At 65.0% G+C, this 22,745-nt stretch carries 20 protein-coding genes, 1 tRNA gene and 1 pseudogene; 10 read left to right on the forward strand and 12 right to left on the reverse strand.

Annotated features, from left to right (window positions below):
* Nucleotides 1–2 precede the first annotated feature (2 nt).
* The 9 genes and pseudogenes from AC0CH8_RS04570 to AC0CH8_RS04610 form a co-directional block, all read right to left on the reverse strand.
* Nucleotides 3–317 carry a hypothetical protein gene (locus AC0CH8_RS04570; protein WP_465238881.1) on the reverse strand — a complete coding sequence of 105 codons (315 nt, stop codon included), beginning with the start codon at nucleotides 315–317 and terminating at the stop codon, nucleotides 3–5.
* A 103-nt stretch (nucleotides 318–420) separates the two neighbouring features.
* Nucleotides 421–732, reverse strand: a complete 312-nt coding sequence (locus AC0CH8_RS04575; RefSeq protein WP_055848040.1) for a hypothetical protein — start codon at nucleotides 730–732, stop codon at nucleotides 421–423.
* A complete protein-coding gene (locus AC0CH8_RS04580) occupies nucleotides 729–1,307 on the reverse strand; it encodes a hypothetical protein (RefSeq protein WP_465238882.1) in 579 nt (192 codons plus the stop codon). The genes AC0CH8_RS04575 and AC0CH8_RS04580 overlap by 4 nt, the downstream gene beginning before the upstream one ends.
* Nucleotides 1,308–1,956: 649 nt before the next feature.
* Nucleotides 1,957–2,041, reverse strand: a tRNA-Leu gene (locus tag AC0CH8_RS04585).
* 54 nt (nucleotides 2,042–2,095) lie between these two features.
* Nucleotides 2,096–2,476, reverse strand: a complete 381-nt coding sequence (locus AC0CH8_RS04590; RefSeq protein ID WP_465238883.1) for a DUF805 domain-containing protein — start codon at nucleotides 2,474–2,476, stop codon at nucleotides 2,096–2,098.
* Nucleotides 2,477–2,534: 58 nt separating this feature from the next.
* Nucleotides 2,535–3,413, reverse strand: a pseudogene (locus AC0CH8_RS04595) (YifB family Mg chelatase-like AAA ATPase); the annotation flags it as partial.
* Between the two features lie 70 nt (nucleotides 3,414–3,483).
* Nucleotides 3,484–3,936, reverse strand: a complete 453-nt coding sequence (locus AC0CH8_RS04600; protein ID WP_465238884.1) for a hypothetical protein — start codon at nucleotides 3,934–3,936, stop codon at nucleotides 3,484–3,486.
* Nucleotides 3,933–5,849 carry a hypothetical protein gene (locus AC0CH8_RS04605; protein ID WP_465238885.1) on the reverse strand — a complete coding sequence of 639 codons (1,917 nt, stop codon included), beginning with the start codon at nucleotides 5,847–5,849 and terminating at the stop codon, nucleotides 3,933–3,935. The genes AC0CH8_RS04600 and AC0CH8_RS04605 overlap by 4 nt, the downstream gene beginning before the upstream one ends.
* A complete protein-coding gene (locus tag AC0CH8_RS04610; RefSeq protein ID WP_465238886.1) occupies nucleotides 5,849–7,930 on the reverse strand; it encodes a hypothetical protein in 2,082 nt (693 codons plus the stop codon). Before AC0CH8_RS04610 ends, AC0CH8_RS04605 begins: the two co-directional genes overlap by 1 nt.
* A gap of 347 nt (nucleotides 7,931–8,277) precedes the next feature.
* Here AC0CH8_RS04610 and AC0CH8_RS04615 point away from each other — a divergent pair, with 347 nt between their 5' ends.
* From AC0CH8_RS04615 to AC0CH8_RS04630, 4 genes are all read left to right on the forward strand, one after another.
* Complete coding sequence (locus tag AC0CH8_RS04615) at nucleotides 8,278–9,678, forward strand: MBL fold metallo-hydrolase (protein WP_465238887.1); 1,401 nt, start codon at nucleotides 8,278–8,280, stop codon at nucleotides 9,676–9,678.
* A gap of 338 nt (nucleotides 9,679–10,016) precedes the next feature.
* Nucleotides 10,017–11,465 carry a tyrosine-type recombinase/integrase gene (locus AC0CH8_RS04620; protein WP_465238888.1) on the forward strand — a complete coding sequence of 483 codons (1,449 nt, stop codon included), beginning with the start codon at nucleotides 10,017–10,019 and terminating at the stop codon, nucleotides 11,463–11,465.
* 24 nt (nucleotides 11,466–11,489) lie between these two features.
* Nucleotides 11,490–12,293 carry a hypothetical protein gene (locus tag AC0CH8_RS04625; protein WP_465238889.1) on the forward strand — a complete coding sequence of 268 codons (804 nt, stop codon included), beginning with the start codon at nucleotides 11,490–11,492 and terminating at the stop codon, nucleotides 12,291–12,293.
* A gap of 68 nt (nucleotides 12,294–12,361) precedes the next feature.
* Entirely contained in the window at nucleotides 12,362–13,300 is a 939-nt protein-coding gene (locus tag AC0CH8_RS04630) for a hypothetical protein (protein WP_465238890.1), read from the forward strand.
* A 25-nt stretch (nucleotides 13,301–13,325) separates the two neighbouring features.
* Here the strand turns inward: AC0CH8_RS04630 and AC0CH8_RS04635 are convergent, their stop codons facing one another.
* The gene (locus tag AC0CH8_RS04635) at nucleotides 13,326–13,778 is read right to left on the reverse strand and encodes a hypothetical protein (RefSeq protein WP_465238891.1); all 453 of its coding nucleotides are present in this window, start codon (nucleotides 13,776–13,778) and stop codon (nucleotides 13,326–13,328) included.
* Between the two features lie 227 nt (nucleotides 13,779–14,005).
* On the opposite strand from AC0CH8_RS04635, the gene AC0CH8_RS04640 reads away from it, so the two are divergent.
* From AC0CH8_RS04640 to AC0CH8_RS04665, 6 genes are all read left to right on the forward strand, one after another.
* Nucleotides 14,006–14,233 carry a helix-turn-helix transcriptional regulator gene (locus AC0CH8_RS04640; RefSeq protein ID WP_465238892.1) on the forward strand — a complete coding sequence of 76 codons (228 nt, stop codon included), beginning with the start codon at nucleotides 14,006–14,008 and terminating at the stop codon, nucleotides 14,231–14,233.
* Nucleotides 14,234–14,280: 47 nt separating this feature from the next.
* Complete coding sequence (locus AC0CH8_RS04645; RefSeq protein WP_465238893.1) at nucleotides 14,281–14,964, forward strand: hypothetical protein; 684 nt, start codon at nucleotides 14,281–14,283, stop codon at nucleotides 14,962–14,964.
* Nucleotides 14,961–15,566 carry a tyrosine-type recombinase/integrase gene (locus AC0CH8_RS04650; RefSeq protein ID WP_465238894.1) on the forward strand — a complete coding sequence of 202 codons (606 nt, stop codon included), beginning with the start codon at nucleotides 14,961–14,963 and terminating at the stop codon, nucleotides 15,564–15,566. The genes AC0CH8_RS04645 and AC0CH8_RS04650 overlap by 4 nt, the downstream gene beginning before the upstream one ends.
* Nucleotides 15,567–15,724: 158 nt before the next feature.
* Nucleotides 15,725–16,693, forward strand: a complete 969-nt coding sequence (locus tag AC0CH8_RS04655; protein ID WP_465238895.1) for a DUF7146 domain-containing protein — start codon at nucleotides 15,725–15,727, stop codon at nucleotides 16,691–16,693.
* A gap of 77 nt (nucleotides 16,694–16,770) precedes the next feature.
* Nucleotides 16,771–17,478, forward strand: coding sequence for a hypothetical protein (locus AC0CH8_RS04660; RefSeq protein ID WP_465238896.1), 708 nt, complete (start codon nucleotides 16,771–16,773; stop codon nucleotides 17,476–17,478).
* 697 nt (nucleotides 17,479–18,175) lie between these two features.
* Nucleotides 18,176–19,534 (forward strand): hypothetical protein, encoded by a 1,359-nt coding sequence (locus tag AC0CH8_RS04665; protein WP_465238897.1) that lies wholly within the window; start codon nucleotides 18,176–18,178, stop codon nucleotides 19,532–19,534.
* Between the two features lie 93 nt (nucleotides 19,535–19,627).
* Here the strand turns inward: AC0CH8_RS04665 and AC0CH8_RS04670 are convergent, their stop codons facing one another.
* Nucleotides 19,628–20,656, reverse strand: coding sequence for a hypothetical protein (locus AC0CH8_RS04670; protein WP_465238898.1), 1,029 nt, complete (start codon nucleotides 20,654–20,656; stop codon nucleotides 19,628–19,630).
* A gap of 41 nt (nucleotides 20,657–20,697) precedes the next feature.
* On the reverse strand, nucleotides 20,698–22,572 hold the full coding sequence (locus tag AC0CH8_RS04675) for a DUF262 domain-containing protein (RefSeq protein WP_465238899.1): 1,875 nt from the start codon (nucleotides 22,570–22,572) through the stop codon (nucleotides 20,698–20,700).
* Nucleotides 22,573–22,745 lie beyond the last annotated feature (173 nt).

Genomic DNA, 22,745 nt, shown 5'->3' on the forward strand with positions numbered 1-22,745 from the left:
GGTCAATCGCCGGATACTTCGCCCTCCTCGTCGAGCAGCTTGGCCTTGACGCGTTTCCGACGGACAGTTTGCACGATGTCTTCTATCTCGAATAACAACTCGCGTCCCTGATCGGTTTTACCGTTATCCACGTTCGGGTCACCTAAGAACAACGCTTTAGCACGTTCAGCGGTACCTATCAGGGTCGCGTATCGCTCCTCACCGAGCTTTTTTCGAGCGATGCCAAAACTTTCGGTGAGCTGCCTGAAGACCGTGTCGATATTGCGCTCCGGCAATTTACCCGAACCATCTATGAACGTCGGAGCGTCCAAGATCATCGCCCCAAAAAGATCGTATATTTCACCCAGAGATGCGGGGATGTACAAATTGGAAGTTGCGTAAGGGTTCTTGCCTGCCTCGTTCGTCGCACACGTCGCCTCTTCAGTCCCTCGCGTCACGCTGCGCCTCCAACTCGGCGAGCCTGACGGGATCATCGGCTGCGAGCGCCTCTTCCAGATACAAGCTATACGGTATGTCGCGCACCAACTCCCGTGCCTCGTCACTATAGTCTTCGGAGATGATCGCGAACGCATCCACCAGTTCTCTGAGGAATCCCTTTTCCATCTCCTCGAGATGGCAGGCGAGGGATTCTATCATGTTCACAGCATTATCGGGATTGAGCTCTTCCTCGTCGCTCAATTCCAGGAATACGTAGAACTCCGCGATAATGCTTGCAACCTGCCTGGCAATCATGGCTTCACGACCTTCACATGAATGTTGGTGACGTTCATCTTTTTGAACAGCTTCAAAGCCTTAGTCTTCTGGGCAGCAGTTGGAACTTCCCATAATCCGATCAAATGATGTTCTGCCAATACCCCCGATTGTCGCAGGAGCTGAGCCCGCGCGTTGGGGGCATCAACCACTTTCATTTTTCGGTCGATCACATAATCGCCACGGACCCCGTCGAACTTCACCGGCCGTTTCGAACCATCCACCATCGTCCGCATCAACGTCGGCGCCTGACCGGGACGCGCGCCGGTCGCCGCGTCGTTATAGGCTTTCCAAGGTTTCTTGGACTTCGTGGTTTCCTTGACCCAGCCGATCTGCGGAGGGTCGAAAGTCCTCCGCGGCCTTGCCACGCGAAGTCGGCGCAATGCTGCAACTCTGGAGAGCGTTGCTCCCGGCGCTGCCGCCAGTGCGACATTTCCAGCAACCGATCCGGTAAAACGACCGACGTCGCGCGCCGAGGCATTGGCCACCGCGCTTGCGGCGCGCGAAACCTGGATCCGAGCAGGCGTATCCTCCGCGGAGATCGCGGCATCGATCATGCTGGCCACCCCGCCTGCGGCGTCGCGGACGGTGGTCGCCGGATTGGTCGTGACCGCAGATCGGATACCCTCCACTGCTCCTTCCCCGACGTCTGAGAGTCCTTCGCCGACGCCGCCGAAGAACTCAGTGATGGGGTTCGACTGATCGGTAGGTTGCGTTCTGGCAATGTAGCCAGGCTTCGTCCTCGACGCACCAAGTCTGGCTGATCTCCGGCCTCCTGCCGACAATCCGGCTCGCGCTGCCTCCACCTTTGGCGATGTCGCGTTCTGCGAGGTCATACGCTCTTGCAAGGCGCGCGTGCGGTTGCCCCGGCTTGGCGCGCCACTCCTCGCTGCACCGGCCACGTCACCACCCCCGCCGTGGCGGCTTCCAGCGCCCGCAAAGGTGAACCGACCGTCCGTGGGATCGTGCCACGGGTTGAATTTGAGTTCGAGATCGCAAGTACCGGGCGCCGGAAGCAACTTGCCCGTCCGCAGCCACCCCGAAAAAGCGCCGGACCGGCTCCCGCCAGATATCCCCGTCATGCCAAACTCCCCCTGCCCCAAAAGAACAGATAGAGAACAAACGCAGGAAAATCAAGTTCGCGACTCAGCGCCTGCACCAGACCGGCGACTGGTCTGCTGTTCGATCAATTGACTTGCGAGAAGGTGGTGCCCCTGGCCGGACTCGAACCAGCATGCCTTGCGGCAACCGATTTTGAGTCGGTCGCGTCTACCAATTTCGCCACAGGGGCAGCGGCGGGCTGGCTAGACCAGCACCCGCCGCTGCGCAACCCGTTATGCGGTGGTCAGGCGAACACGTCGTTCGAGATGTCGGCATCCTTCGGGTCCTCGCCGTATCGATTGGTCCCGCCAGTGCCCTCCATGCAGAACAAGGCCAGCAGCGCCAGCGAGCCGAGGACGGGAACAAGGCTCACCCAGATCCACCACCCCGATCGATCGGTGTCATGCAATCGCCGGATCGACACCATCACGCTCGGAACCATGAACGCCAGAACGACTAGCGGCCCGATGATGCCCTCATCACTCGTGGCGCCGAGGGAACGATCGACGAAGCCGGTCGCGCAGATCACCGCCACCTCGAACAGCGTGAACATCCAGAACTCTCTTCGCCGCGAGCGCCCCCGGAAGTCGCCAATCCGTTTCAGCGGCAGGAACATCCACTTCATCGCTCTTCCCCCTCGTCATGCCCGCGCCCCCTGCGCGAGCGAACCCTGAAATCGATCATCACGCCCGCGGCGGCTGCCGTCGGTAGCTCAGCGCCTCCGCGACGTGGATGCGCGCCACCTCCCCGCTCCCGGCCAGATCGGCGATCGTGCGCGCCACGCGCAGGATGCGGGTATAGCCGCGCGCAGTCAGCCGCATCGTCTCCGCCGCCTGCCCCAGCAGCTTGCGGCCGGGGGCATCCGGCGTCGCGACCGCGTCGAGCAGCGCACCGTCCGCCTCCGCATTCGTGCGGATGCGGTGCTCCCGGTATCGCTCCCTCTGGATCGCCCGCGCCGCCGCCACGCGCGCCGCGATCTCCGCCGACCCCTCCGTCGGCGCCGGCAGGATCAAATCGGCGGCGCTCACCGCCGCGACATCGACATGCAGGTCGATACGGTCGAGCAGCGGCCCCGACACCTTCCCTTGATAATCCGCCGCGCACCGCGGAGCCCGAGCGCACGCCAGCCCGGCGTCGCCCAGATGCCCGCACCGGCACGGGTTCATCGCCGCGATCAACTGCACCCGCGCCGGAAACGTCACATGCGCATTCGCCCGCGCCACGCTGACGGTGCCGGTCTCCAGCGGTTGTCGCAGCGAGTCGAGCACCGCGCGCTGGAACTCGGGCAGTTCGTCGAGGAACAGCACCCCGAGATGCGCGAGGCTCACCTCGCCCGGCTTGACCTTCAATCCGCCCCCGGTCAGCGCCGCCATCGATGCCGAGTGATGCGGGCTACGAAACGGTCGCGCCCGGGTCAGCCTGCCGCCCGTCAGCGTCCCTGCCACCGACTGCACCATCGACACTTCCAGCGCCTCGGCCGCATCCAGCGGCGGCAAGATACCCGGCAGGCACGCCGCCATCAGCGACTTGCCCGCGCCCGGTGGCCCGCACATCAGCAAATGCGATGAGGGTACACTGAGCAGTTAGAATGACGTAGTTCGCCGGCAGAGAACGCCGTCGATCACCAATGCACTACGGCAGATGGTGAATAATCTCGATCGCCACGACAGCTGCGATCCCGATGCTCGGCACAAGGACCGCCTGCCTCCGGCGCATGGTCGCCAACGCCTCTCGGAGGACCGAGCCCTCCTGCATCACCGCCACATGAGCAGCCTGCCCCTCATCTCGCCAAGCCTCCTGAGCGACGGCAAGCGCATCAATGAGCGAACGGGTTTCGTCGAGCTTGCGATCCTGGGCCGCGATGGCGTCACTTAGCTCCCTGGTGGTCTTCTTCACCAGCTTGGTCAGCGCCTGCACGTCCGCACCGACGTCCGATTGCCCCACCAGAAGCCTGTCGCGCTCGTCGTCAAACCAGTCGGGCTTCTTCGACAAATGAGCGCGAAGAGCCGTGTCGACGGGTGCCGCCACGAATCCTTCGAGCAGCTTCGACAGCTCGGCGATGTCCGTACCGGTAGGCTCGATCATGCAGAACTCCTGCAGTAGCGCCGATGGACGTCCTCGATCAGGCGGAGCTGGCAGAGGCGTGCCAGCACCAGCGCTCCCTGCCGCTCATTTGCGGCCTCGCACATCCTGGCCGCGATCCGTCTGCGTTCGACGATCAGAGCCCCGTCCATCTCGGCTTCGAAACGGGCGATACGCACCAGATCATGCCGCAGCGCGAGGCGGCGGTGCCACAGCTTCCGAACGGCGTCCCTACGGTCGTCGCGGATCCGCGCCGCAGCGCGCCTCAACCGCACGCCCTCGTCGACGAGGCCTCGATCACGCTCGACCACCCGACTGCAGTCGTGCACGAGCGGCCGGCGCAGCTGGTCCAGCCGGCTGCGAAGCGATGCCCGCACGTCGTTCGCGATGGCGCGTCGCGCGGCAGCCGCCGCCTCGGCCAGCGCGGCGCAGTCCTTGCCGAACTGTCCGGAAAGCCATGTCCAGTAACCATCCTGCGAATAGGCGTTCAATCGCTCGCCTACCCGCTCCATCGGCTCGCACGGCGGCAATTCCCAGTGGATCGAGACGCCTGCGGCTTTGCCGAACCACTGCGTCACGCCGGCGATGGCGACCTTCATCTTGGCCTGGTCGTTAAGCGCCCACTCCTGCAGCGCAGCCACGGTACGACCGATCGGCCGATCCTCCCCGTCAAGCAACGTCCGCGGACCCATTCCACCCGATGCCGCAATTGGAGCGGACGCCAAGGCCTTCCGAACGCATGACGGGAGTTCGGCCACGGCGGCGTCGAACTTTGCCAGCCGCTCGACCGTGGCGATCCGTCGCTGGTGCGAACGACGGTGCTTCCCCGAGTTGGTCTCCTGCGCCAAGCGGCAGACGTTCGTCTCGCGCCTGGCCGCCTGCATCGTCGTCCGCCAAGTCCGACGGATCGCCTCGCGACGGACATACACTTTTTCTCGCACCTCTTGGGTAATCCGGAGCCTCCCCTCCCCTTCGCACGACAGCGCTATGTCCTCCGTAAGCGCGCGCATGGCGTCCGCCTGCACGCCGATAGCCCAATCACGGTACGCATCATCGGGGGCTGCGAGCAGCGCCTTCCAGCTGTCGCCGTACTCGAGCGGATATATGCGAGGTGCCAGCGACGGTCCTGTGGGGAATGCGAACTTCCCAATCTCGTCGACGAAGAACGACTGCAGTTCTCCCAACCCGCCGATCCGCCCGTGGGCACGTCTCACCGAATCCTGCCGGTAGGTGTAGGTGAGAACGAGTCGATAGCGCATGGGCGAACGGATCCAGTCCCTCAGCTCCTCCAGCTCCTCGCCCAGCCTGACCGGATCGAACACGCCCAGATCCGAGGCGGCACCGACGAGCAGGACCAGACTGGCGGCCACGACGTAGCGACGAGCGATCCGCTCGACCAGCAACCTTTCATTCGGAGCGGCCGCCGCGATCCCGGGGAGATCCAGTACCGAAACACGGACCGGAGGATCGGCATCGGCGAAATGACCGATGGGAATGTGCAGCACCACCGGATCGATCTCTCGGCAGGTGCCGTCCTCGACGCTCCGCCGGATCGCGGACAGATAATCGCGCACGGCCTCGTCGGAGCATGCCGGGCCGTTCGGATCGCCCACGCGCCATTCGTCGTCGCGCGACCGCACGTAGCGCATCGGCATCGCGGTCGACGACTGCCCGCGCGGACGCCCCCCCCGCAGCACGATCTGCACCCGGTCGAAGGAGCCCTCGCTCACCCCCATGAGCGTGAGCAGCAGCGTCGTCTTGCCGACCTGCGTCGGGCCGAACAGCACGACCATGGTCTCGGGGCTGCGCCTCGCACCGCTTCCGGCGTCGGGGGAGAGCGACGCGACCCAGCGGTCGTTCGCCTCGACCGCCCACGTCAGCGTCTCCTCGTGAAGTTTCCTCCAGGCCTCGGACATCACGCCCGACCCGCCCCCAATTCCTCCTTGAACCGGATGCGTGCCTCACCGAGATCCTGCACGGCCAGCCAAGCCCGCAGCCGAAGACCGACCGCCTCGTCGATGCGCAGAACGATCTGAAGCTGCTGCTCGATCTTGCTCCTCAGCAGGCTCATCATCTCATCGAACGAAGCGAGGTGGCGCATCTTCTGATCCCGGATCGCATCCTCGATGGCGGACTCCACCTGCGCTGCGACGTTCATCTGATGCCGGTTGAGGGTGTCGAGGCCGGCATATGCTATGACGGAGCCGGCGAGGGCTATGGCGGTGACGCCGGCAACGGCGGTCGCGGTCGCACCCATCGCGGCTCCGGACCCGCCGACAAGGGTCGCGACCCCCTGGACGAGGCCCGGAATGCTGTCGATCTCCCCATCCGCGACGTCGATCACCAGAACCGCTGCAGCCGCCCTGATCAGCCCCTTCGTCAGGCCGCTCATCTCCGTCGTCCTGTCCGTGGCTTCCTGGAGAAGATCGCCGAGGCCCGTCGTACGAGCGCCCGTGGACGAAGAGGCGACCGCGGTCTGCATCGCCGACATGTAGGTGGTGGCTATGACCGGCAGCAGCGCGATGTCCTGTCGCAGCGTCTGCGCCTGCGGGCGCGTCAGAGCCAGCGCGTCTTCACGGCGGCCCGACGACAGCAGAGCGCCCAGGGTGACGAGCGCCTGCGATCCGCCGCCCGCAGGCCGCTTGATCACGGCAAGCCGGTCGCCGGATGGCCCATCCACCGCAAGGACGGTGGGATCGGGAAGCCTCGAGTGCTCCCGGGACAGGTCGGCCAGCACCGCGGCATGGGTGGGTGCAAAGGCCGCTCCACCCCCGTGCTTCTCGACGGCCGACCTGAGCCGCTCCGTCATGCGACGCGCGCCTTTGTGACCTTCCAGCGATGCGAGCTCCCGGGCCCAGGTGCCCCACCCCGACCAGCCCGTCTCCGTCGCCTCATAGTCGGCCCTGGCATCCTCCTTGGCGGCGGCGGCAATGTTGCGCAGCTTGGCGTCCAGCCTGCGCTCGTAGTCGTCACGCACCTTCTCGACCTCCTGGTCCAGCGCCTCAACGACCTCCGCCAGCATGTCCTCGTCGTCGGATTGGTCCGTTCTGGCCCGCACGGCGCGCTTCGCCGCACTGACCACGCCGCCGATCCGCTGACCGAGCCTGTCCAGATCCTCGATCTGGCGGACGCGGGCATCCACGCCGATGCCTCCGTGGCGGCTCAACGCAACGAGCAGCCGCTCCCGCCAGTTTAATACATCCTCGGTGCCGGTGCACACCGTGCAGTCCAATGGCACCCCGAACCGCTCGACTGCGGTCCTGCGCAGCTCCTCAAGCCTATCACCGGACATGCCCTCCGTGTTCGTGATCGCGACCACCGGTTCGACGCCTGCGAGCTGCTTCTGCTTCAGGTCGGCTATGATCACGTCCTGCTGTCGGGCGAGCAGCCGTTCATTGGTCACGAGGACGCAGGCGCTCGACGCGACCAGCGCAGCTCGCATAAATTCCTGCCAGACCCGGTTCTCCGACGTGATCATCTCATAGCCGGGCAGCAGCAGGAAGCCGCTGTTCCGCAGGCCGCCGCCATACCTGACCGGCACGCGCAGCACCGGCAGACGCAGTCTCAGGCCGTCGCCCCACGTCGTCAGCGCCTCACGAAACCGTTCGGGCGACACTGGCGTACCGCCGGCGGCACTCACCTCGCCCGCGTCGTCGGCATCGAAGGTGTAGCCTTGGGGCGCGACAGCATCCGGATCCTCCAGCACGAGCACCGGCAGGCTCTCCCCGCGACCTGGGTTGTCGCATAGCCAGTCCGTGCCGAGGCCGTAGAGCTGACGCACCAGCATGGTCTTGCCGGCGCCCTGATGGCCGGCGATCGCGACCACGGTATGATCGTACAGCAGGCTGGTCATCTGGCAGTCGCGCATCGACCTCAGCAGGTCCGGAACGAAGACGTTCCGCTCGTCGTCGGGAAGGTGGCTCGTCGCGACGTCGACGGCGTGTAGACGTCGGATCAGGGCCCTCAGATAGGCTTCGGGCGTTCCGGCGTGCATCATATTCCCCCATCCAACAACAGTCGCTAAGTCGACATCTCAAAGGAGCCCACTCCCAGGCAGAAGGCATCTCTCAAGCCAAGGTCGGACCTAGACGCATTCCCCCCACGGACTGTCCGATAGCGTGGACGATGCATGGCCAAGTCATGGTACGCAACCCTACAATCCGATCAGCGTCGCCCTAGGACGGCGCCGTTATAGGCACAGGCAACAGGGCCGGACCACGTCGAACAGATGCCGAACGCGCTTTCTATTCCAAAGGTGCGGGATAGCGCCCTAATAGAACCAAGTCGCGAACACGCTCTTGCAACACGATGCAGCGCCGTCATGATCCGACGTGGGGGCGAAGAATGTCGAAGCTGACGGCACTAGCAGTTCATGGTGACGCATTTGTGCACCAGCGGTCGAACGGCATCATGCTCATCGACGGAGGCGGGAGCTCGGCCACCCTCGGGGCGCAGCTTACGTATGAACTTCCCACCGTGAACCATCTGGACGTCGTCGTATGCACTCACGCCGATCTCGATCATGCCAACGGGCTAAAGACGATCCTCACAGATTGGCGCGTCGCGAAGAAGGGGGCCGTCACAATTGGTGAATTTTGGCTTCCCGGTCGATGGCTCGACGTCGCGCGACGCGGTCTAGGCGATCCCCGAGCCCTGATGTCCGACCTGATCCGTGCGCTCGATCAAGGCCGCCTCGATGAAGCGCGTTTGTTGACATGGTCGGAAGACGACGATGATGCGGACAATTGGACCGACGACGAAGATGTCTCAAGCACCACCCCTGTTGAGTTATCTGACGAGCTTCGAAAACCCGGTGCATTCATCCGCATCGACGATCCCGATGCGCGGACCCGTGCTGGCGACCCCGCGGATCCGCCAGGCGTTGCCGAAGAGGTCGAGGTGCCGAAGGATCCGGTGGGCGAGGACCCTGCACCAGAATACGACGAACCGTTCGAACCAAACTGGCTCCGCGACCTGCGGAAGAAGCAGGATTCACCGGATCAACACGAGATCACTCGAAGGTTCGGAAACGCGCGCGCTCGGGTCGTCTACCGCATGGGCAAACAACCGAACCTGCAGATGCGAGGCCTGCCACGCAGCGTCGGTACCACGGAGGCCGTAGGGCGATATTGCCTCGCCCTGATCGACGCCGCCGAAGCAATCGTGAGAATAGCGCGGCACGCGATCGACGAGAAGGTGCCGATCCGCTGGTTCGATCAGGACGAATACGCGACCACGCTACAACCGATGGGCGGCAAAGCACGCTTTCTCCTGCCTATGAACTCCGTGGAACTGCGATCTATGCCGGTCGCGGTGACGCCGCCGACCATGCTTTACCTTTCCCTTAGTAAGGCGAACCGCGAAAGCCTCGCGTTCTACTCCCCGGCGGAACAGGATTGCCATGGCGTGGTGTTCTGTGCCGACAGCCGCCTCGGCACCGGACGAAAAGGAGCACGGCCCTTCAAGACATACCCGAGCATGCTCCTGACCAGGCAGCTGGCGACAGCGCCGCATCACGCGGCTGAAAGCGCCGCGCCCGCCTATGCACATTCATCTAGGTTCGGCATCACTGATTGGATCTGCGCAGCGAATGGCAGAACCGAACCCGGTCCGACATTTCGGGGCATCGCCACGAACAGGCGATGCTGCACTGCGTGTCCCCTGATCGGTAAGTCGCTTGCAGCGGTGGCCGTCGACCTGCAGGTACGGTCGTTCGCGATTCGCAATCCCTGCACCTGTCGATAAAGGCGCGCGGTCGGTTCGCCGTTGCCGCTTCGAGGATTGCTCAGCGCTTGCTCGTCGGCACGCTGGATCGACCGGGGCTAAAAGATACTCATCCGGAGTTTGGTCAGGCCGTTGCAAAACGGCCATTTTTTGAGCATCATGTCACCAGTCATCGGAGACGGCTCCTTGTCCAACGTACTCATCGGCATAATACGTTCAACCGTGGACCATTGACCACCCAAGTAGAATCAGCCCGGATTCATTGATCCGTTTGTAATTTACTTGTAGACCGTTGCGGTCGTGAAGCCCCCCTGATTACCGCATGAAGATTGCTCACCGCTTACTCGGGAGAGCACATCATGAAGAACGTCCGCCTCACCAATTCGAACATACTGAAGATCTCGAAGTCGCCTTCCGGTGGTACCAAAAGGTATCTTTGGGATCTGCTGATCCGAGGCTTCGGCGCCTACAAGACGGCGGCCGGTCGCATCGTCTTCGTCTACCAGTACAAGACCGCTGAAGGTCGCACGACGAGCAGCAAGATCGGCGAAGCAGGCGAGATGACCGTGGAGATGGCCAGAGACATCGCCGCAGACTACGCCCGCGATCGGAGACAGGGCATAGATCCCTTCGCCAAGCGCCGGCGGAGCGAGGAGGAAGCGGAAGCCCTTACGCGGCTGACGATCGGCACCTATCTCGACGAATATCTCGCGCGTCAGGTCGTGAGGGGCAAGCCGATGAAAGCGAAGTCCGAGCGAACCTATCGTCGCGACATGGTCGCATACATCGGCGAGATCCGTCTCGATCAACTCACGCCCACCATCATCGAAGACTTCGGCGAGGAACTCGTCAAGCGTGGACCCTCCGTCGTTCGGATCGGCTACGGCTGCCTCAAGACCATCATCAATGATGCGGTTCGGCGAGGCATCATCAAAAGGTGCGTCGCCCACGACTTCACGCTGCCGGCCATCAACAAAAGATCGCGACTGCTCAACGACTTTGAATTCGCGAGAATCTACGAGGCCGCACGCGACATCGGTGACGTCCGATCGGAGGCGCTGGAGATGATCCTGAGGACCGCCAAGCGGAAGGAAGAGGTGGTTGAGCTTCCTTGGGAGGAAATTGATCTTGTCAAGCGACAGTGGAGACTGCCGGCCGAGCGGAACAAGGCGAAGCGAAACGTCCTGATCCTCCTTCCTCGTCAGGTCGTCGAACTCCTCGAACGTGTGCAGCCCGATCCCGCCAAACGTCGCGGCCCGGTCTTCACGCTCGATGGCGTCAACCCGGTCGAGATGGGATCTCAGGTGAGGGACCTCCACCACGCCAAACTGCACCGTCGCCTTGAAGCGGCCGCACCGGATGGGATGCCGGCAGCGTTAAAACACTGGACGGTCCACGACACCCGCAAGGTGCCCTCGACGACCCTGCGCGAGCCGCCCTACCGATACTCGAGGGACGTCGTGAATGCGTTACTGGTGCACAAGGTCGGCGACGACCTCGACGACACGTACATGCTCACTGAGCTCGTAGAGGAGACGGGCGAGGCGCTTCAAAAATGGAACGACCACATGGACGTGCTGATCGGTAAGCCTGACGCATGGCCCGGCGGACTGCACCTCCCGCGCATGAATCCCGCCGAGCAGGCTCGCCGCATCGCCATCCTGCGCGTAGGCTGGCCCAATCGGGCCGATCAGCAGCGCGCCGCAGAGGCAGCTGCGAAGGACGACGCATCGATCGGGCCGGGAGGGACGGCTGCAGCTAGGAAGAGGAGGTGGAGGAACAAGAAGGCGAATCGATCGGGATCCTGATCCTCGACGAAGAGGAGAACCGGAATGAAAGCGACGCCCCCGCTCGCGACCCAACGCGAGCATCCGCACCTGATCTCGCAGGGCGTCAGGAGGAACCGCCGGTCGCACATGGTGGTGTCGAACGCACCGGCCCCGCCATCCTCATCGTTGAAGGACCTCGCGTTCGTCGGTCTCGGCCTCCTCGACGACGCGGGAGAACTGACGCCCCTGGCGATCCGCACGATCATGTCGCGAGTGTCCGGGCTAGCCAAGACGTCGAAGGCGTCCTTCTGTGTCGTCTGGTCGCCGACGTCGTGCACGTGGTTCGAACGGGACGGACGTCATCGCGACGGTTTCGACCCGCCGGTGGGAGACGTGGCCGATCCATGGACGGGGCGCCACCAGGATGCACGGGTGGAGTGGTGCTGGACCATAGCGCTGCCCGCTGGCGCAGAATGGTCGCACCTGTGCGTGAAGCGCATCGATCGCGAACTCGTCGAGATAGCGCCCGGCGAACCCATGGTTCTCGCCGACTTCGACGAGCCCGCCGTACCCGGCCTGCCCGATCCCGCAGCCGGACTGCTCGCTGCGGACGGCTCGCTGAACACGCCCCGCACCTACCGCGGCCAGCCCGTCACCGGCGTGCGCGACGAATGGAAGCTGCTGGGTCCGGTGCAGCCGGCCGAGGACGGCGCGATCCTGCGCAACCCCTGGCCCGACGACGTCCGCGAAGCGTGTGAGCGTATCGCCGGCATCGCCCTGCCCCGCCGTCTGACCGACGCCGCCTGGCGCGCCATCGATCCGGAGCATCTCGACGTGACGTACGTGGGCGTGCGTAAGGCCGCCTGACCCGACCTGACGGCCCGTTGCACATGCCGCGACGGGCCGGCTATGCCGCTGCCGGGAGGGAGATCGCGTTGCACGACATCGATGGCGACAGGGACTGGATCGCAGCACTGGACTGGTCGAAGTACCGCCGTCCGCATGTGGACTACGTGAGCGAGGGCTTCTTCCTGCCCGGCGTCGTCGAGATGTTCGCTCGACAGGTCTGCGCCCCCTACCCCGATGAGATAGACTTCTTTCTGGCCAACGCCGGGAACACCCCACCAGGCCGCGTCGTCCCCGCGGAAGACGCCTTCGCGGCGGATGGCGTGCCGCTGTTTTCGGTCCATCAGCGCTTGAACGCGCTGATGCGATCCCATGCGGACGAACTGGAGGTAGCGATCGCGCGCGCCGACACGATCAGCCGAGAAGAATGGACCGCGGTGATGGACGCCGGTCAGGACGACTGGGCCTTGGGACAGGGCGCGCGACGCGCCGTCGACGGCCTTGCGCCCATCATCGCCCGGCTGGCGGCCGAGGAGCGTATCACTTGCCATGCCCGTGATCACAACGACAGCCGCAGGGTCACGGAAATCAGGGGTCGCGATTGGTGGGATCTCGATCCGCAGCAGGCCATCCGACGCATCGCCAGCGGCGGCATCAACCTCGAGGCTCCCTTCGATCCCGATGCCATCCCCGACCATCACGTCTTCGTAACGCGGGACGGACTGCAGAACGCGATCGTCGAGGCCCAGCGCACGGAATACGTCGCCATCGCCTTCGTAGAGTTCGGCAAGTGGGTCATCCGCCGCCGAGCGGACCACTATGCCGTGCAGGTCGCGCAGGTCACCGATTTCCTCATCGGGCTGATGGATTCCGGCGATTTCGAAACCGCGATCAACGAAGACTTCGAGTACGAGGTGGAAAAGGAGTTCGGCAAACGAGGTCTGGGGCGGTGCTTCGAACGGGCGAAGGCCGCCGCCATCGCCGACGAGAGCAGGGCGCGCTTCGGAAAGAGGCGCAGGCAGGCCTGATGAGCCATGGAACGGGCGGTCGGTCCTACTTCAGGCGGTGCCCCACCGGCGGCGTGGCATAGTTCATCACGATGAGGCGAGCGAACCGAAGCTCCCGGTTGTTGCGGGCGAGGAAGCGCATCACTCCTCGAAGATCACGCCGCGAGCCGTTCCATTGCAGAACACGCAGCTGACTGACCGGACGGCCCAGTCCCGATCCGCCGCACAGCCTGTCCAGCGCCTCCAGCACCAGATCCATCCGGCCGTACGAGAATTTGAGGTCGTGACGACGTCTATCGAAACTGACCATCACGGTGCGTGGCGATGAGCGACGAGCGACGAGCCTGTCGAGCGTCCTGTCGTCCTCGCACACCTGCCCCTGCACATCCCGAAGGAAGCGTCTCTTGGGTCTGCTTCGCACGTCGACGCGCATGTCGTCGAAGAGCGTCTCGACCATTGCGCGGATAGGTTCACGATCGTCTTGGTCCATGATCGTCAATCTGTAGCATCGCGACGTCATCCGCAACATTGACCGCGATCGTCGCCTCGACCGCCACGTTTCGGCATAGTCGCGTACTGGCGAGTAGTCGAAAGCTCCACCGAACCTCCACGCTTTTGCCACGCCGAATGGCATTTGCGTCGTTCGAGTGCTTTGGATGGTCGTTCGAAGGGCGATATTTGGATCGTCGCCGATCACTTCTGGTCGGTCAGCGACGGAGTTCCAACATGCCCAATGGCATCATGCCGGAAGACGAGGACCGCCTCGTCGACACCCACGAAGCCGCCCGCCTCCTGGGCCTGAAGGAGGGCACCCTCCGCAAGCAGCGCATCTACGGTGGCGGCTGCCACTTCCACAAGCTCTCGCGCACGGTGCGCTACAGCCTCCGTGACATCGAAAGATACAAGGCGGTGAACCGCGTCGCAAGCACGAGCGAGCACTGGGCCGCGCGCTGAGCCGAACGCCCCGCAGACCGGTGGGGCCTCAACCACAGGAAGAAGACATGGACATGCTCCGCAAGGGGAATGGACGGCATCCGTTCGTCCTCGACGCTCCGCAGATCTCCCAACTCAACCGCAGGGCATCGATGTGCGACCATCCGCTCGCACGCCTCATGACGGTGGCGACGCTGATCCCCTGCCACGCTGCCGTACTCGCAGGATGCGGCGTTCGGGACTTCGATAGGCGCAACGACGTCCTGATGATCGCCTCGCCCCATCGCGGCCGCACCCGCGTCGCTCTCGGCATGGCGGCCGCAGCAGCCGTGCGCGACGCAGTCGCAGGACGCACCTCGGGCCTGCTGTTCGGCGGCGATGGCGATTTGCCGATCACGCCCGACCAGGACGCCATCGCCTACTTCGAGGAACTCGTCGCCGAAGACGGCCAAGGCCCGCTGCCGTTCGCTACCACCTTCCGCAGCGTGCGGGAGGGCGTGTTCGCCGGCATGGCGGACGGCGGCGTGCCGCAGAACATCGCCGAGGCGCAGGCCGGGCTCCGCCACCTGACAGACGGCCATCGTCCCGAAACCTTCTTCCGGGTGGAGGAGCGTGCGGCCTCCGACTGGTGGGCGGCTCAGCTCGGCGTGCCGGTCCCGGCTACCATCGACGTCATCCTAGCGGGGCTGCGGCAGCTGAGGTGGCACGACGATCCGGGCCAAGCGACGCATGACGGTGGAGGCACCGCATGACCGGCGCGAGCCCCCATTTGCCCGACCTCGAGTCGATGCGCCTGCTGCTGACGGGTGCGCGCACCCTCGGCGGGGCGCACGGCGCGGTGCTGGAACTCTGCATCCTGACCATATGCCTGCCGTGGGAAGCCGTGGCGATCGAGCTCGCGGATATCGACTGGAACCGTGGATGCGTGCCCGTGCCCGCGCGGGGCGGCAGGCATCGGCTGCTGCAGCTTCCCCCCGACGCCATCGGCATGCTGGCCCGCATCGCCGGCACGGTGGCACGGCATGGACAGGCGGTCACGGGCGGGCGCAAGCGCCCACTAGACCGGAAGGACGTGCGTCTCGACCGCATGCAGGCCCGGCTGTCGGTCGCCTCGCCCGACACGATCGTGCTCGAGCCTTGGAACTTCCACGGCCTCCGGGCGGCGGCGGCGCGCGAACTCCTCGAACGCGGCTGTGGGCATGAGGACGTCGCCCATGCCCTCGGTCTGAAGGCCCGCGGTTCGGACGCGGTGCCGATCGGCGGCATCCGTACCACGGAACACGACGCCGACCGCGCAGCGGTGACGGTGGGCAAGTGGAACGCGATCCTCGCGGCATGCGGGAACGCGAGGTGATGCCGCCCGCGCCGAGCGGCGCCGGCGGATGTCCGGATGAAAGTGACAGCGGCGCGAAGGCGCCGGCCGGCTGGTGCCGGGCGGTGGAGGCAGGGGCCGGAGGAAAGAGGCCCCAGACCACCGCGAACGTGGCGATTGACGAGCGAAGGAGCATGCACATGGACAAGATCGGCCTGCCGGCCAGATACATGGACGCGAAGGGAAGGATCGACGTCGCCCGCCTGAAGGCGGAGACCTCGATCGCCAAGGTCGCGGCCGACGCGACCGACCTCAAGGCGTCGGGCGACGAGATGAAGGGGCTCTGCCCCATCCACATTGAGGACACCGCCAGCTTCTACATCAACGAAGGTAAGCAGGTCTTCCATTGCCACGGCTGCGATGCCGGCGGCGACGTCATCGAACTCCACCGGCGCCTTCATCACGTCGGATTCCGTCAGGCGTGTCTCGATCTGGCGGGCGTGGTTCCCGCAGTACCGGCAGCGGTCACAAACCCGGTGCTCATCGCCATGCGGCGGGCCGAGTCGGTGAAGCGGGCGCGAGCCATCTGGCAGGAGGCGACGGCCATCGGGTGGTCGCTATCGGAAACCTACCTGACCGCCCGCGGCATCGGCCATGCCGTGCCCGGCTCGATCCGTCACACCTGCGTGGCCCGCTGGTGGGACGAGGACGGACGCGAAGGGCGGCGTGAACCGGCGATGATCGCGGCGCTGCAGGATCGCGACGGGCGCGTGTGCGGCATCCAGCGGACCTTCCTCGATCGCGAAGGACGCAAGTCGACCCGCGGGACCGCAAGGCTGTCGTTGGGACGTGTGCGCGGCTGCGCCGTCCGTTTCGGGCCGGTGTCCGATACCGTGATGCTGGCGGCCGGGGTCGAGGACGGCCTGGCCCTGCGGTTGATGTTTGCGGGCAGCAGCGTGTGGGTGGCCGCCGGCGACGGCAACCTGCCGCACGTCCGCTTCCCGTCCGAAGTCCGGCACGTGATCATCTGCGGCGACGCGGACGCGCCGGGCCGGATCGCGGCAGCCGCCGCCCTCGAGGCGTACTCCGCCGTCGGGCTGCAGGTCGAGGACCTCGTCCCCCGCGCAGGCAAGGACTTCAACGAGGAGTGGCTGCTCCTCCACGCCTGAGCAGCGGTCACTGAACATGGTCGATCATCGTCACCACCGGTCCGCCGCATCGGCGGACTCCATCCGAGGAGAATGAAATGCCCAGGAAGAAGCCCCCCACCTTCTCGCTGCCGGTCGTGGTAGCGCCGCCCACCGACCTCGTCCGGCCCATGACGGTTGCCGGTGATCTCGTCCGCGTCGACGCCGTCTACCACGTGCCGTCCGTCCACCCGTCGGGCGACGGGCCGTGGACGAACGAGGCGGACAAGGTCGCATGGACCGATCCGCTCACCGGCTACGGCTGCATCATCAGGCGCTCGCCGAACGGACGGTTCCTGGCCGGGTACGTGTCCGTGCCGCCGAGCCACCCCCTGTACGGACGGGAGGTCCGCACCCTGACCGGCCTCGGGATCGCCGTCCACGGCGGTCTGGACTACTCGGACGAATGTCAGCACGAGGAGGCCGAGGAATACAGCGTCTGCCACGTCGTCGTGCGCATCGTGCCGGAGGACTTCCAGCAGCGCGTCTATGCGAACGAGGCGGCGGATCGACGCGACGACGCGTGGTGGCTGGGGTTCAGCTGCGACAAGCCCGGCGACATCGTCCCGGTCCCGTCGAGCAGCCACGCCCAGCACGTTCCCCGGCCCGGCATCGAGGCGCCGACATACAAGACGGAAGGGTTCGTCCACGACGAGTGCGTCAGGCTCGCCCTGCAGCTGAAGGCGATCGAGGAGGGTCGCGATCCGCGCGAGGCGGACCCCGGGCCCACCCCGATGCTGCGTCCCGTTCGGGAACTCCGCAAGTGAGCGCCCGTCGGACCGAGATCGACCACGAGCTGCCGTGGGGCAACTGGCTGCGGGCCGAAGCGGGTACGCGCGGCAAGCTCGTCGACGATGCCACCGGCGAACGCTGGCCGTCGTTGAGGGCGGCCCTGTGGAACGGACGGCTGTCGATGCAGGACTACAACCGGCAGCCGCCGCCCGAGCTGCTGGAGACCATGCATGCGGTGTTGGCGGCGACGGTCCGGCGGACCCCGAACTTCCACGAGCAGACGTGCGAGCTGTTCCAGGGCAGCGAGCCGTACTCCCGCATGTTCCACCTCTGGCTCGCCAGCCAGAAGCTGATCGTGCTGGCAGCGAACGGTCACGGCGCCGAGGCGGTGACCGTGGAGGGCATGGCCATCCTCAACATGCTCATGGCGACCCGCCCGTACGACGTGAGGCAGGAGCGCCCCACCGGGGCTACCATCGCCCAGCTCGGCGAGCTCGGTCTCGGGCCGGAGGCACGCGAGGAGCGCCTGGTGCGCGTCGAGGAGGCGTCTGCCGGCTGGGACGCGACCTTCCTCCGTCAGCAGTTCGCCGGGAAGCCCTCGATCGTCATGTCGAAGCGCGGCGACGGTCCCGCCGCAGCCTTCCAGACGGTCTGGACCCTGCGGCTCGCCAACGTGGAGCAGCGCGACCGCTTCTTCGAATGGCTGTGCTTCCGGCTGGACCGCTGGATGGCATGGGCGGAGATGGCGCACGACTACGGTTCCGATCAGCTGACCCACCACCTGCTGCAGGTCGCCGCGGCAGCGCTGGTGGATGTCGAAGACCGCAGGCTGATGCCGGCTGCGACACAGAACGACTGACCAGCATCGGCAACAATGCGCAGGGGACGGCCGCACAACGAACGTGTGGCCGGCTTCCCCGCTTCAGCGACAGAGAAAGGGACGAGGACATGTGTGAATACGTGGGTAGCGGCAAGAAGCGGGCGATGCAGATGCTCGTGGAAGTCATGGGCGGCGGATCCGTCTCACCGGTGTCCGGCCACGATCGAGGTCCGTGGGGACTGAGGATCGACGATCGCGCGCTGATCGTCATCGCCGGAGATCAGAGCGAACCGCTCGATCACACCCTGCTCCGGTCGCTGGCCCGGCAGAAGGGCTGCGACATCGTCGCGACCTACGTCGACGACTTCAGGTCCGGTCACCCCTTCATGTTCGACCTCGTGCTGAAGCGCGGGCCGGATGCGATCCAACATGCAGGATACCGCCTCTGCCTCCTCGAAGGTCGGTCGCCGATGTTCGTGACGGAGCGCGGCGCGGGTCCGTCGATACGGATTATCGGCGGGGGCCTGGAAGCCAGCGATCAGTCCTCCAGCCTGACGAAGGAGCAGCGGCTGATCGGCGTCGCGCGGGGCCAGGCCGAGCTCCAGCGACGGATCCATGTCGGTCGGCCGTCAGACCATCAGCTCGCGAAGGAGCGCCACATCGATGCGCATCCCGCCAAGCTGGTCGTCGTCTTCCCGATGTACGAAGCGGCGGACTACCGCCAGCGTCTCACCGCCATCGACGATGCTCTGGTCGTTCATCGCCGCGGCGACGGCCACTTCCAGTTCGAGCTCCGTCCCATGGTCAGGTTGGGACTGCGCAGCTACGCCAAGTGGGTCATCGGGTTGGCCGCGGATCTCGAAGCCGGCCACGTCGTGATTATCGTCGATCGCGACGTCTTCCTCGCCGACATCGAGAAGCTGGCTCGCGAACATGCCTCCGAATGCCAGCGGGCCGTCGTCGAGCGCGCGATTCAGGTCATCGAGGAACGTACCCGGTACCAGATCCAGGACCATCTCGACGGCGAAGACGACGAGGCGCGCGTTAAACGGCGCCTGATCGCCAAGCGTCCGCGGCGGACGAAGGCGAAGCCGAACGAACAGGACGGTCTCAACTGCATTGCGGGCATCCCGACGCCACGTTCAGAACAGCTGTGGAACAGTATCCTCAGCGAATGGTGCGACGTCCGGACCAGCCAGCACGGTCGGACCGTTTGGGAATGTTGGGCGCGGGGTAACCGGCCCGACATGCCGATGGCGGATGGCGGGTAGACGGTCGCCGCGATCCGACCCGTCATGAGTTTCATAACCGATCACGGTCGGCTCCGGCTTGCACCTTCGGGGCGAAATAGAATCAACCTCGGTTTAGCCTACCCCTGGGGTCACGCCGCACAGGAATAGAAACTGCTGACTGAACGTCGCGATCGGTTTGGCATCCACGTCGGTCAGCCGGTAAGCATGAAGGTCTACGTTCAAGCCTTCCACCGCTCGAGCAAAGGATCGCTTTAGATCTCCAGGCAGGAGCAGAACGCGGCGATGGCCCTGGAGACGGGCAATCAGCTCGGGATAAATTTCCAGCTGTCCGATCCCGGTGTAGACATCAGCTGGCGACGTCGACGTCTTGATCTCAAGCAGAATAGGCCCGCCGGGTGCCAGGATCTCCGCATCCACTTCATAGCCTTCAGCGTGACGCGGCTTCCTCATGACGATCCCAGCTCCCTTCAAGCGTGCGTGAAGCTGCTCCCAGACGTATCCCTGAATGCGACAGACCTCGCGCGGATCAGGGGTCGGTACCACCGTGCTCGTTCCGCCGCGCTCTTCGCTGCCGAAGATGTCGTCGATGCCTTCTTCGTCGCCTTCGTCTTCGACATGGGAAAGCCGTGCCGTCCAGCATCGGTCCACGAAGTCTGCAGTCTGAGCGACGACGGTCGCCGCGTCGACGCGATCGACCTGCGCAACGACGAACCAGCGGCGTTTTGCGGGAGCGTTGCCGACCATCATCACGACCGGCCGAAGCCGTGTCAGGCGTTGGAACTCGTCGACGTCGATCCGCGGCGACACCCTGTTCTTATGAAGCGTACCCTGCCGGACGACGTAACGGATTCCCTGATGATCGACGGCGATGCCGGACAAGGGGTTCTCCGAGCCGGCCGTGGTCGGTTCGTTGATCTGCACGATCGCCGAGGACGCCTCGGCACCCGCGCTGAACTCCGTGCGGAGCCGAGGGGGCGAGGCGTCGAGGTGACGAAAGGAAAGCCGGCGATCGGGCAGGAGCCAGCCCCAATCCTCCTCGTCAGCCTCATCCTTGATCAGATCGAGCCAGTTCCGGAACCCGGTCTCCGATCGTTCGGGGTGATCGTCCAGCCTAAGCTCGAGTGTGCCCTTCGATGCCATCTCATTCCTCCAGCAGGAGCCATACGACCGGCTCGACGCCCTCAGCCGATCGCCCCTGCGGGCAGCAGACCCGTTGCGCCGGTCGTATCGACCGCCGGCCAGATCCTTCGCGCCTGCTCGAACAGCTCGTCGGCGCGAACCAGTATGCGCTCCTCGTCCCATTCCTCATGACCGTCGAGAAGGTGCCGGTTGAGTTCCAACTTGCTGTGGGCATGAAGACCGTCGCGCTTGCACGCACCCGGGGCACCCTTCCACGGACCGTTGGACAGCGATGGGTTGAGACGCTCGCTGACGAGCGTGAGGTTCCCGATGCCGTCGACCGCCCACGACCGCGCCTCAGGGGTCACGCCCTCTGCCGGCAGAGGCCAGTGCTCCTGCCAGCTCTGCGGAATGACGTGCTCGATCTGCAATCGCGACAGATCGAACGTCAGAATCGGCTCCGCCTTCAGGTTCGCACGCTGCCATCTCTCCTCGATCGCCTGAAGGATCATCGAGACGCGATCGCGGCGGAGACCGTTGTAGAACTTTCTCTGTCGCCACTGCGCGCGGAACTCGTCGTCGTCGGGCCAGGAGTCCGCACCTGAGACCGTGGCAGCAAGCTCGAATTCGATCGCGGGCGCGACGGGATGTTCGGCGGGCACAGTCGCCATCGCCTTCAGAAGGCGAAGCGCCAAGGCACCGTATCCACGTGTCTGATAGCCGCAGATCATGCGGCGGACGAGATAACTCTCCAGCGCGCTGGAAGCGGCCACGAGATCGGCTTCATTCGATCCTGTGCGACCCATCAGCGCGAGTAGAACCGCATCGAACACCACGACGTCGAGGACGCCGAGACGCTGCAGGAACCGCGAGAACCGGTCCGTGCCCTGCTCTTCGGCGATACGCCTGAAGAACTTCGCATCGCCGGCGATCGCCGACATCACCGCGGGAACGTCGACCTTGTCGTCCGCTGATCCCTTCTTCAGAGCGGCCATGTGGCGGAGGAAGCGATCGTACAGATGCTTCGGCGAAATCGCTTCCGTCGTCTCCTTCGTCAGCCATGCCTGCAGGAAGGCATCCACCCGCGCGCGCGCGGCATGGCCCGTACCGACCTTCCTTCGCCAGAACTCGTGGTCGCGATCGAATGCCCGCCAGTGCTTCTCGTAGAGCGCAGCGACATCCAGCTTCTGTCGCGCTCCCTCCCAAAGCAGCCAGTTCTTTATCAGATCGGCCGGCAGCAGCGGCGTACCGTGCGCATTGAGCGTCTCGAAGATCGCCTGAGGCTCGTCGCTCGGGTCGAGATCGAGCACGATGAGCTTGAGATAGTCCTTCAGCGCAGCTGCGAACCGCTGCGCCCGGACGCCCGCGCCCGATGCGTCGCCGGACGGGAGCAGGTACGCTTCAGCAGCGTCGCGAAAGAACCGATATGCCTCCGCCATGCGCGTCGCCTGCCCGACCGGGCCCGACGTCGCATCGCTGTCCAGCACGGCCTGGAACGGTGCACGGTCCTCGTTCGTCGGCCAGACCTTGTACTTCTCCTGCGGATCATAGGCCGTGTTGACCGTCAGCATCGCCAGCTGTTGACGAGCGAAGGACGCCATGTGCGCCTGCTCCCCCTCCGCCGCAGACTCCACGGCAGCGAGCGCATGTTCCGACGCCTTGAGCAGAAGCTGAAGCGTGGTCAGTCGCTGCTGGCCGTCGATGACCTCGCGGCGTGGCAGGCTTCCGGTCGGGTTCGGTGCCTGCTCAAGCACGATGGTGCCGAGGAAGTGACTTGCCACGGACGCTTCACCCTGACGATTTTCGAGCCGGTCGAGCAGGCCGAGCACGTCCTCCCAGAGCGGCTCCCACTGTTCTTCGCGGTTCCAGACGTAGGGCCGCTGGAACAACGGCACGGTATGTCTGGTCTGAGTTCCGAACACCTGCGCGATCGGCATGTAGGTTGGTTGCACGCGACATCTCTCCGAACCGCTCGCCCTTGGGCAACGAAGGCGGAAGGTTAGCCGCTCGGACGGGTTCGACAAGGAAAATGCCGAACTCGAAGAAACCGCTGGCGCGAGAGTCGACGATCGTCGAAAATGATGCCGACCCGTCGATCACGCTTGCGTGA

The sequence above is a fragment of the Sphingomonas sp. AC435 genome, from assembly GCF_979253005.1.

Excerpts from the sequence above, each read along its gene's own strand:
- AC0CH8_RS04625 (WP_465238889.1), top strand. The coding sequence starts at position 11,490 with ATGAAAGCGACGCCCCCGCTCGCGACCCAACGCGAGCATCCGCACCTG.
- AC0CH8_RS04670 (WP_465238898.1), bottom strand. The coding sequence starts at position 20,656 with ATGGCATCGAAGGGCACACTCGAGCTTAGGCTGGACGATCACCCCGAA.
- AC0CH8_RS04580 (WP_465238882.1), bottom strand. The coding sequence starts at position 1,307 with ATGATCGATGCCGCGATCTCCGCGGAGGATACGCCTGCTCGGATCCAG.
- AC0CH8_RS04665 (WP_465238897.1), top strand. The coding sequence starts at position 18,176 with ATGGGCGGAGATGGCGCACGACTACGGTTCCGATCAGCTGACCCACCA.
- AC0CH8_RS04570 (WP_465238881.1), bottom strand. The coding sequence starts at position 317 with ATGATCTTGGACGCTCCGACGTTCATAGATGGTTCGGGTAAATTGCCG.
- AC0CH8_RS04590 (WP_465238883.1), bottom strand. The coding sequence starts at position 2,476 with ATGAAGTGGATGTTCCTGCCGCTGAAACGGATTGGCGACTTCCGGGGG.
- AC0CH8_RS04600 (WP_465238884.1), bottom strand. The coding sequence starts at position 3,936 with ATGATCGAGCCTACCGGTACGGACATCGCCGAGCTGTCGAAGCTGCTC.
- AC0CH8_RS04640 (WP_465238892.1), top strand. The coding sequence starts at position 14,006 with ATGCCCAATGGCATCATGCCGGAAGACGAGGACCGCCTCGTCGACACC.
- AC0CH8_RS04650 (WP_465238894.1), top strand. The coding sequence starts at position 14,961 with ATGACCGGCGCGAGCCCCCATTTGCCCGACCTCGAGTCGATGCGCCTG.
- AC0CH8_RS04660 (WP_465238896.1), top strand. The coding sequence starts at position 16,771 with ATGCCCAGGAAGAAGCCCCCCACCTTCTCGCTGCCGGTCGTGGTAGCG.
- AC0CH8_RS04575 (WP_055848040.1), bottom strand. The coding sequence starts at position 732 with ATGATTGCCAGGCAGGTTGCAAGCATTATCGCGGAGTTCTACGTATTC.
- AC0CH8_RS04620 (WP_465238888.1), top strand. The coding sequence starts at position 10,017 with ATGAAGAACGTCCGCCTCACCAATTCGAACATACTGAAGATCTCGAAG.
- AC0CH8_RS04645 (WP_465238893.1), top strand. The coding sequence starts at position 14,281 with ATGGACATGCTCCGCAAGGGGAATGGACGGCATCCGTTCGTCCTCGAC.
- AC0CH8_RS04610 (WP_465238886.1), bottom strand. The coding sequence starts at position 7,930 with ATGATGCACGCCGGAACGCCCGAAGCCTATCTGAGGGCCCTGATCCGA.
- AC0CH8_RS04615 (WP_465238887.1), top strand. The coding sequence starts at position 8,278 with ATGTCGAAGCTGACGGCACTAGCAGTTCATGGTGACGCATTTGTGCAC.
- AC0CH8_RS04605 (WP_465238885.1), bottom strand. The coding sequence starts at position 5,849 with ATGTCCGAGGCCTGGAGGAAACTTCACGAGGAGACGCTGACGTGGGCG.
- AC0CH8_RS04675 (WP_465238899.1), bottom strand. The coding sequence starts at position 22,572 with ATGCCGATCGCGCAGGTGTTCGGAACTCAGACCAGACATACCGTGCCG.
- AC0CH8_RS04655 (WP_465238895.1), top strand. The coding sequence starts at position 15,725 with ATGGACAAGATCGGCCTGCCGGCCAGATACATGGACGCGAAGGGAAGG.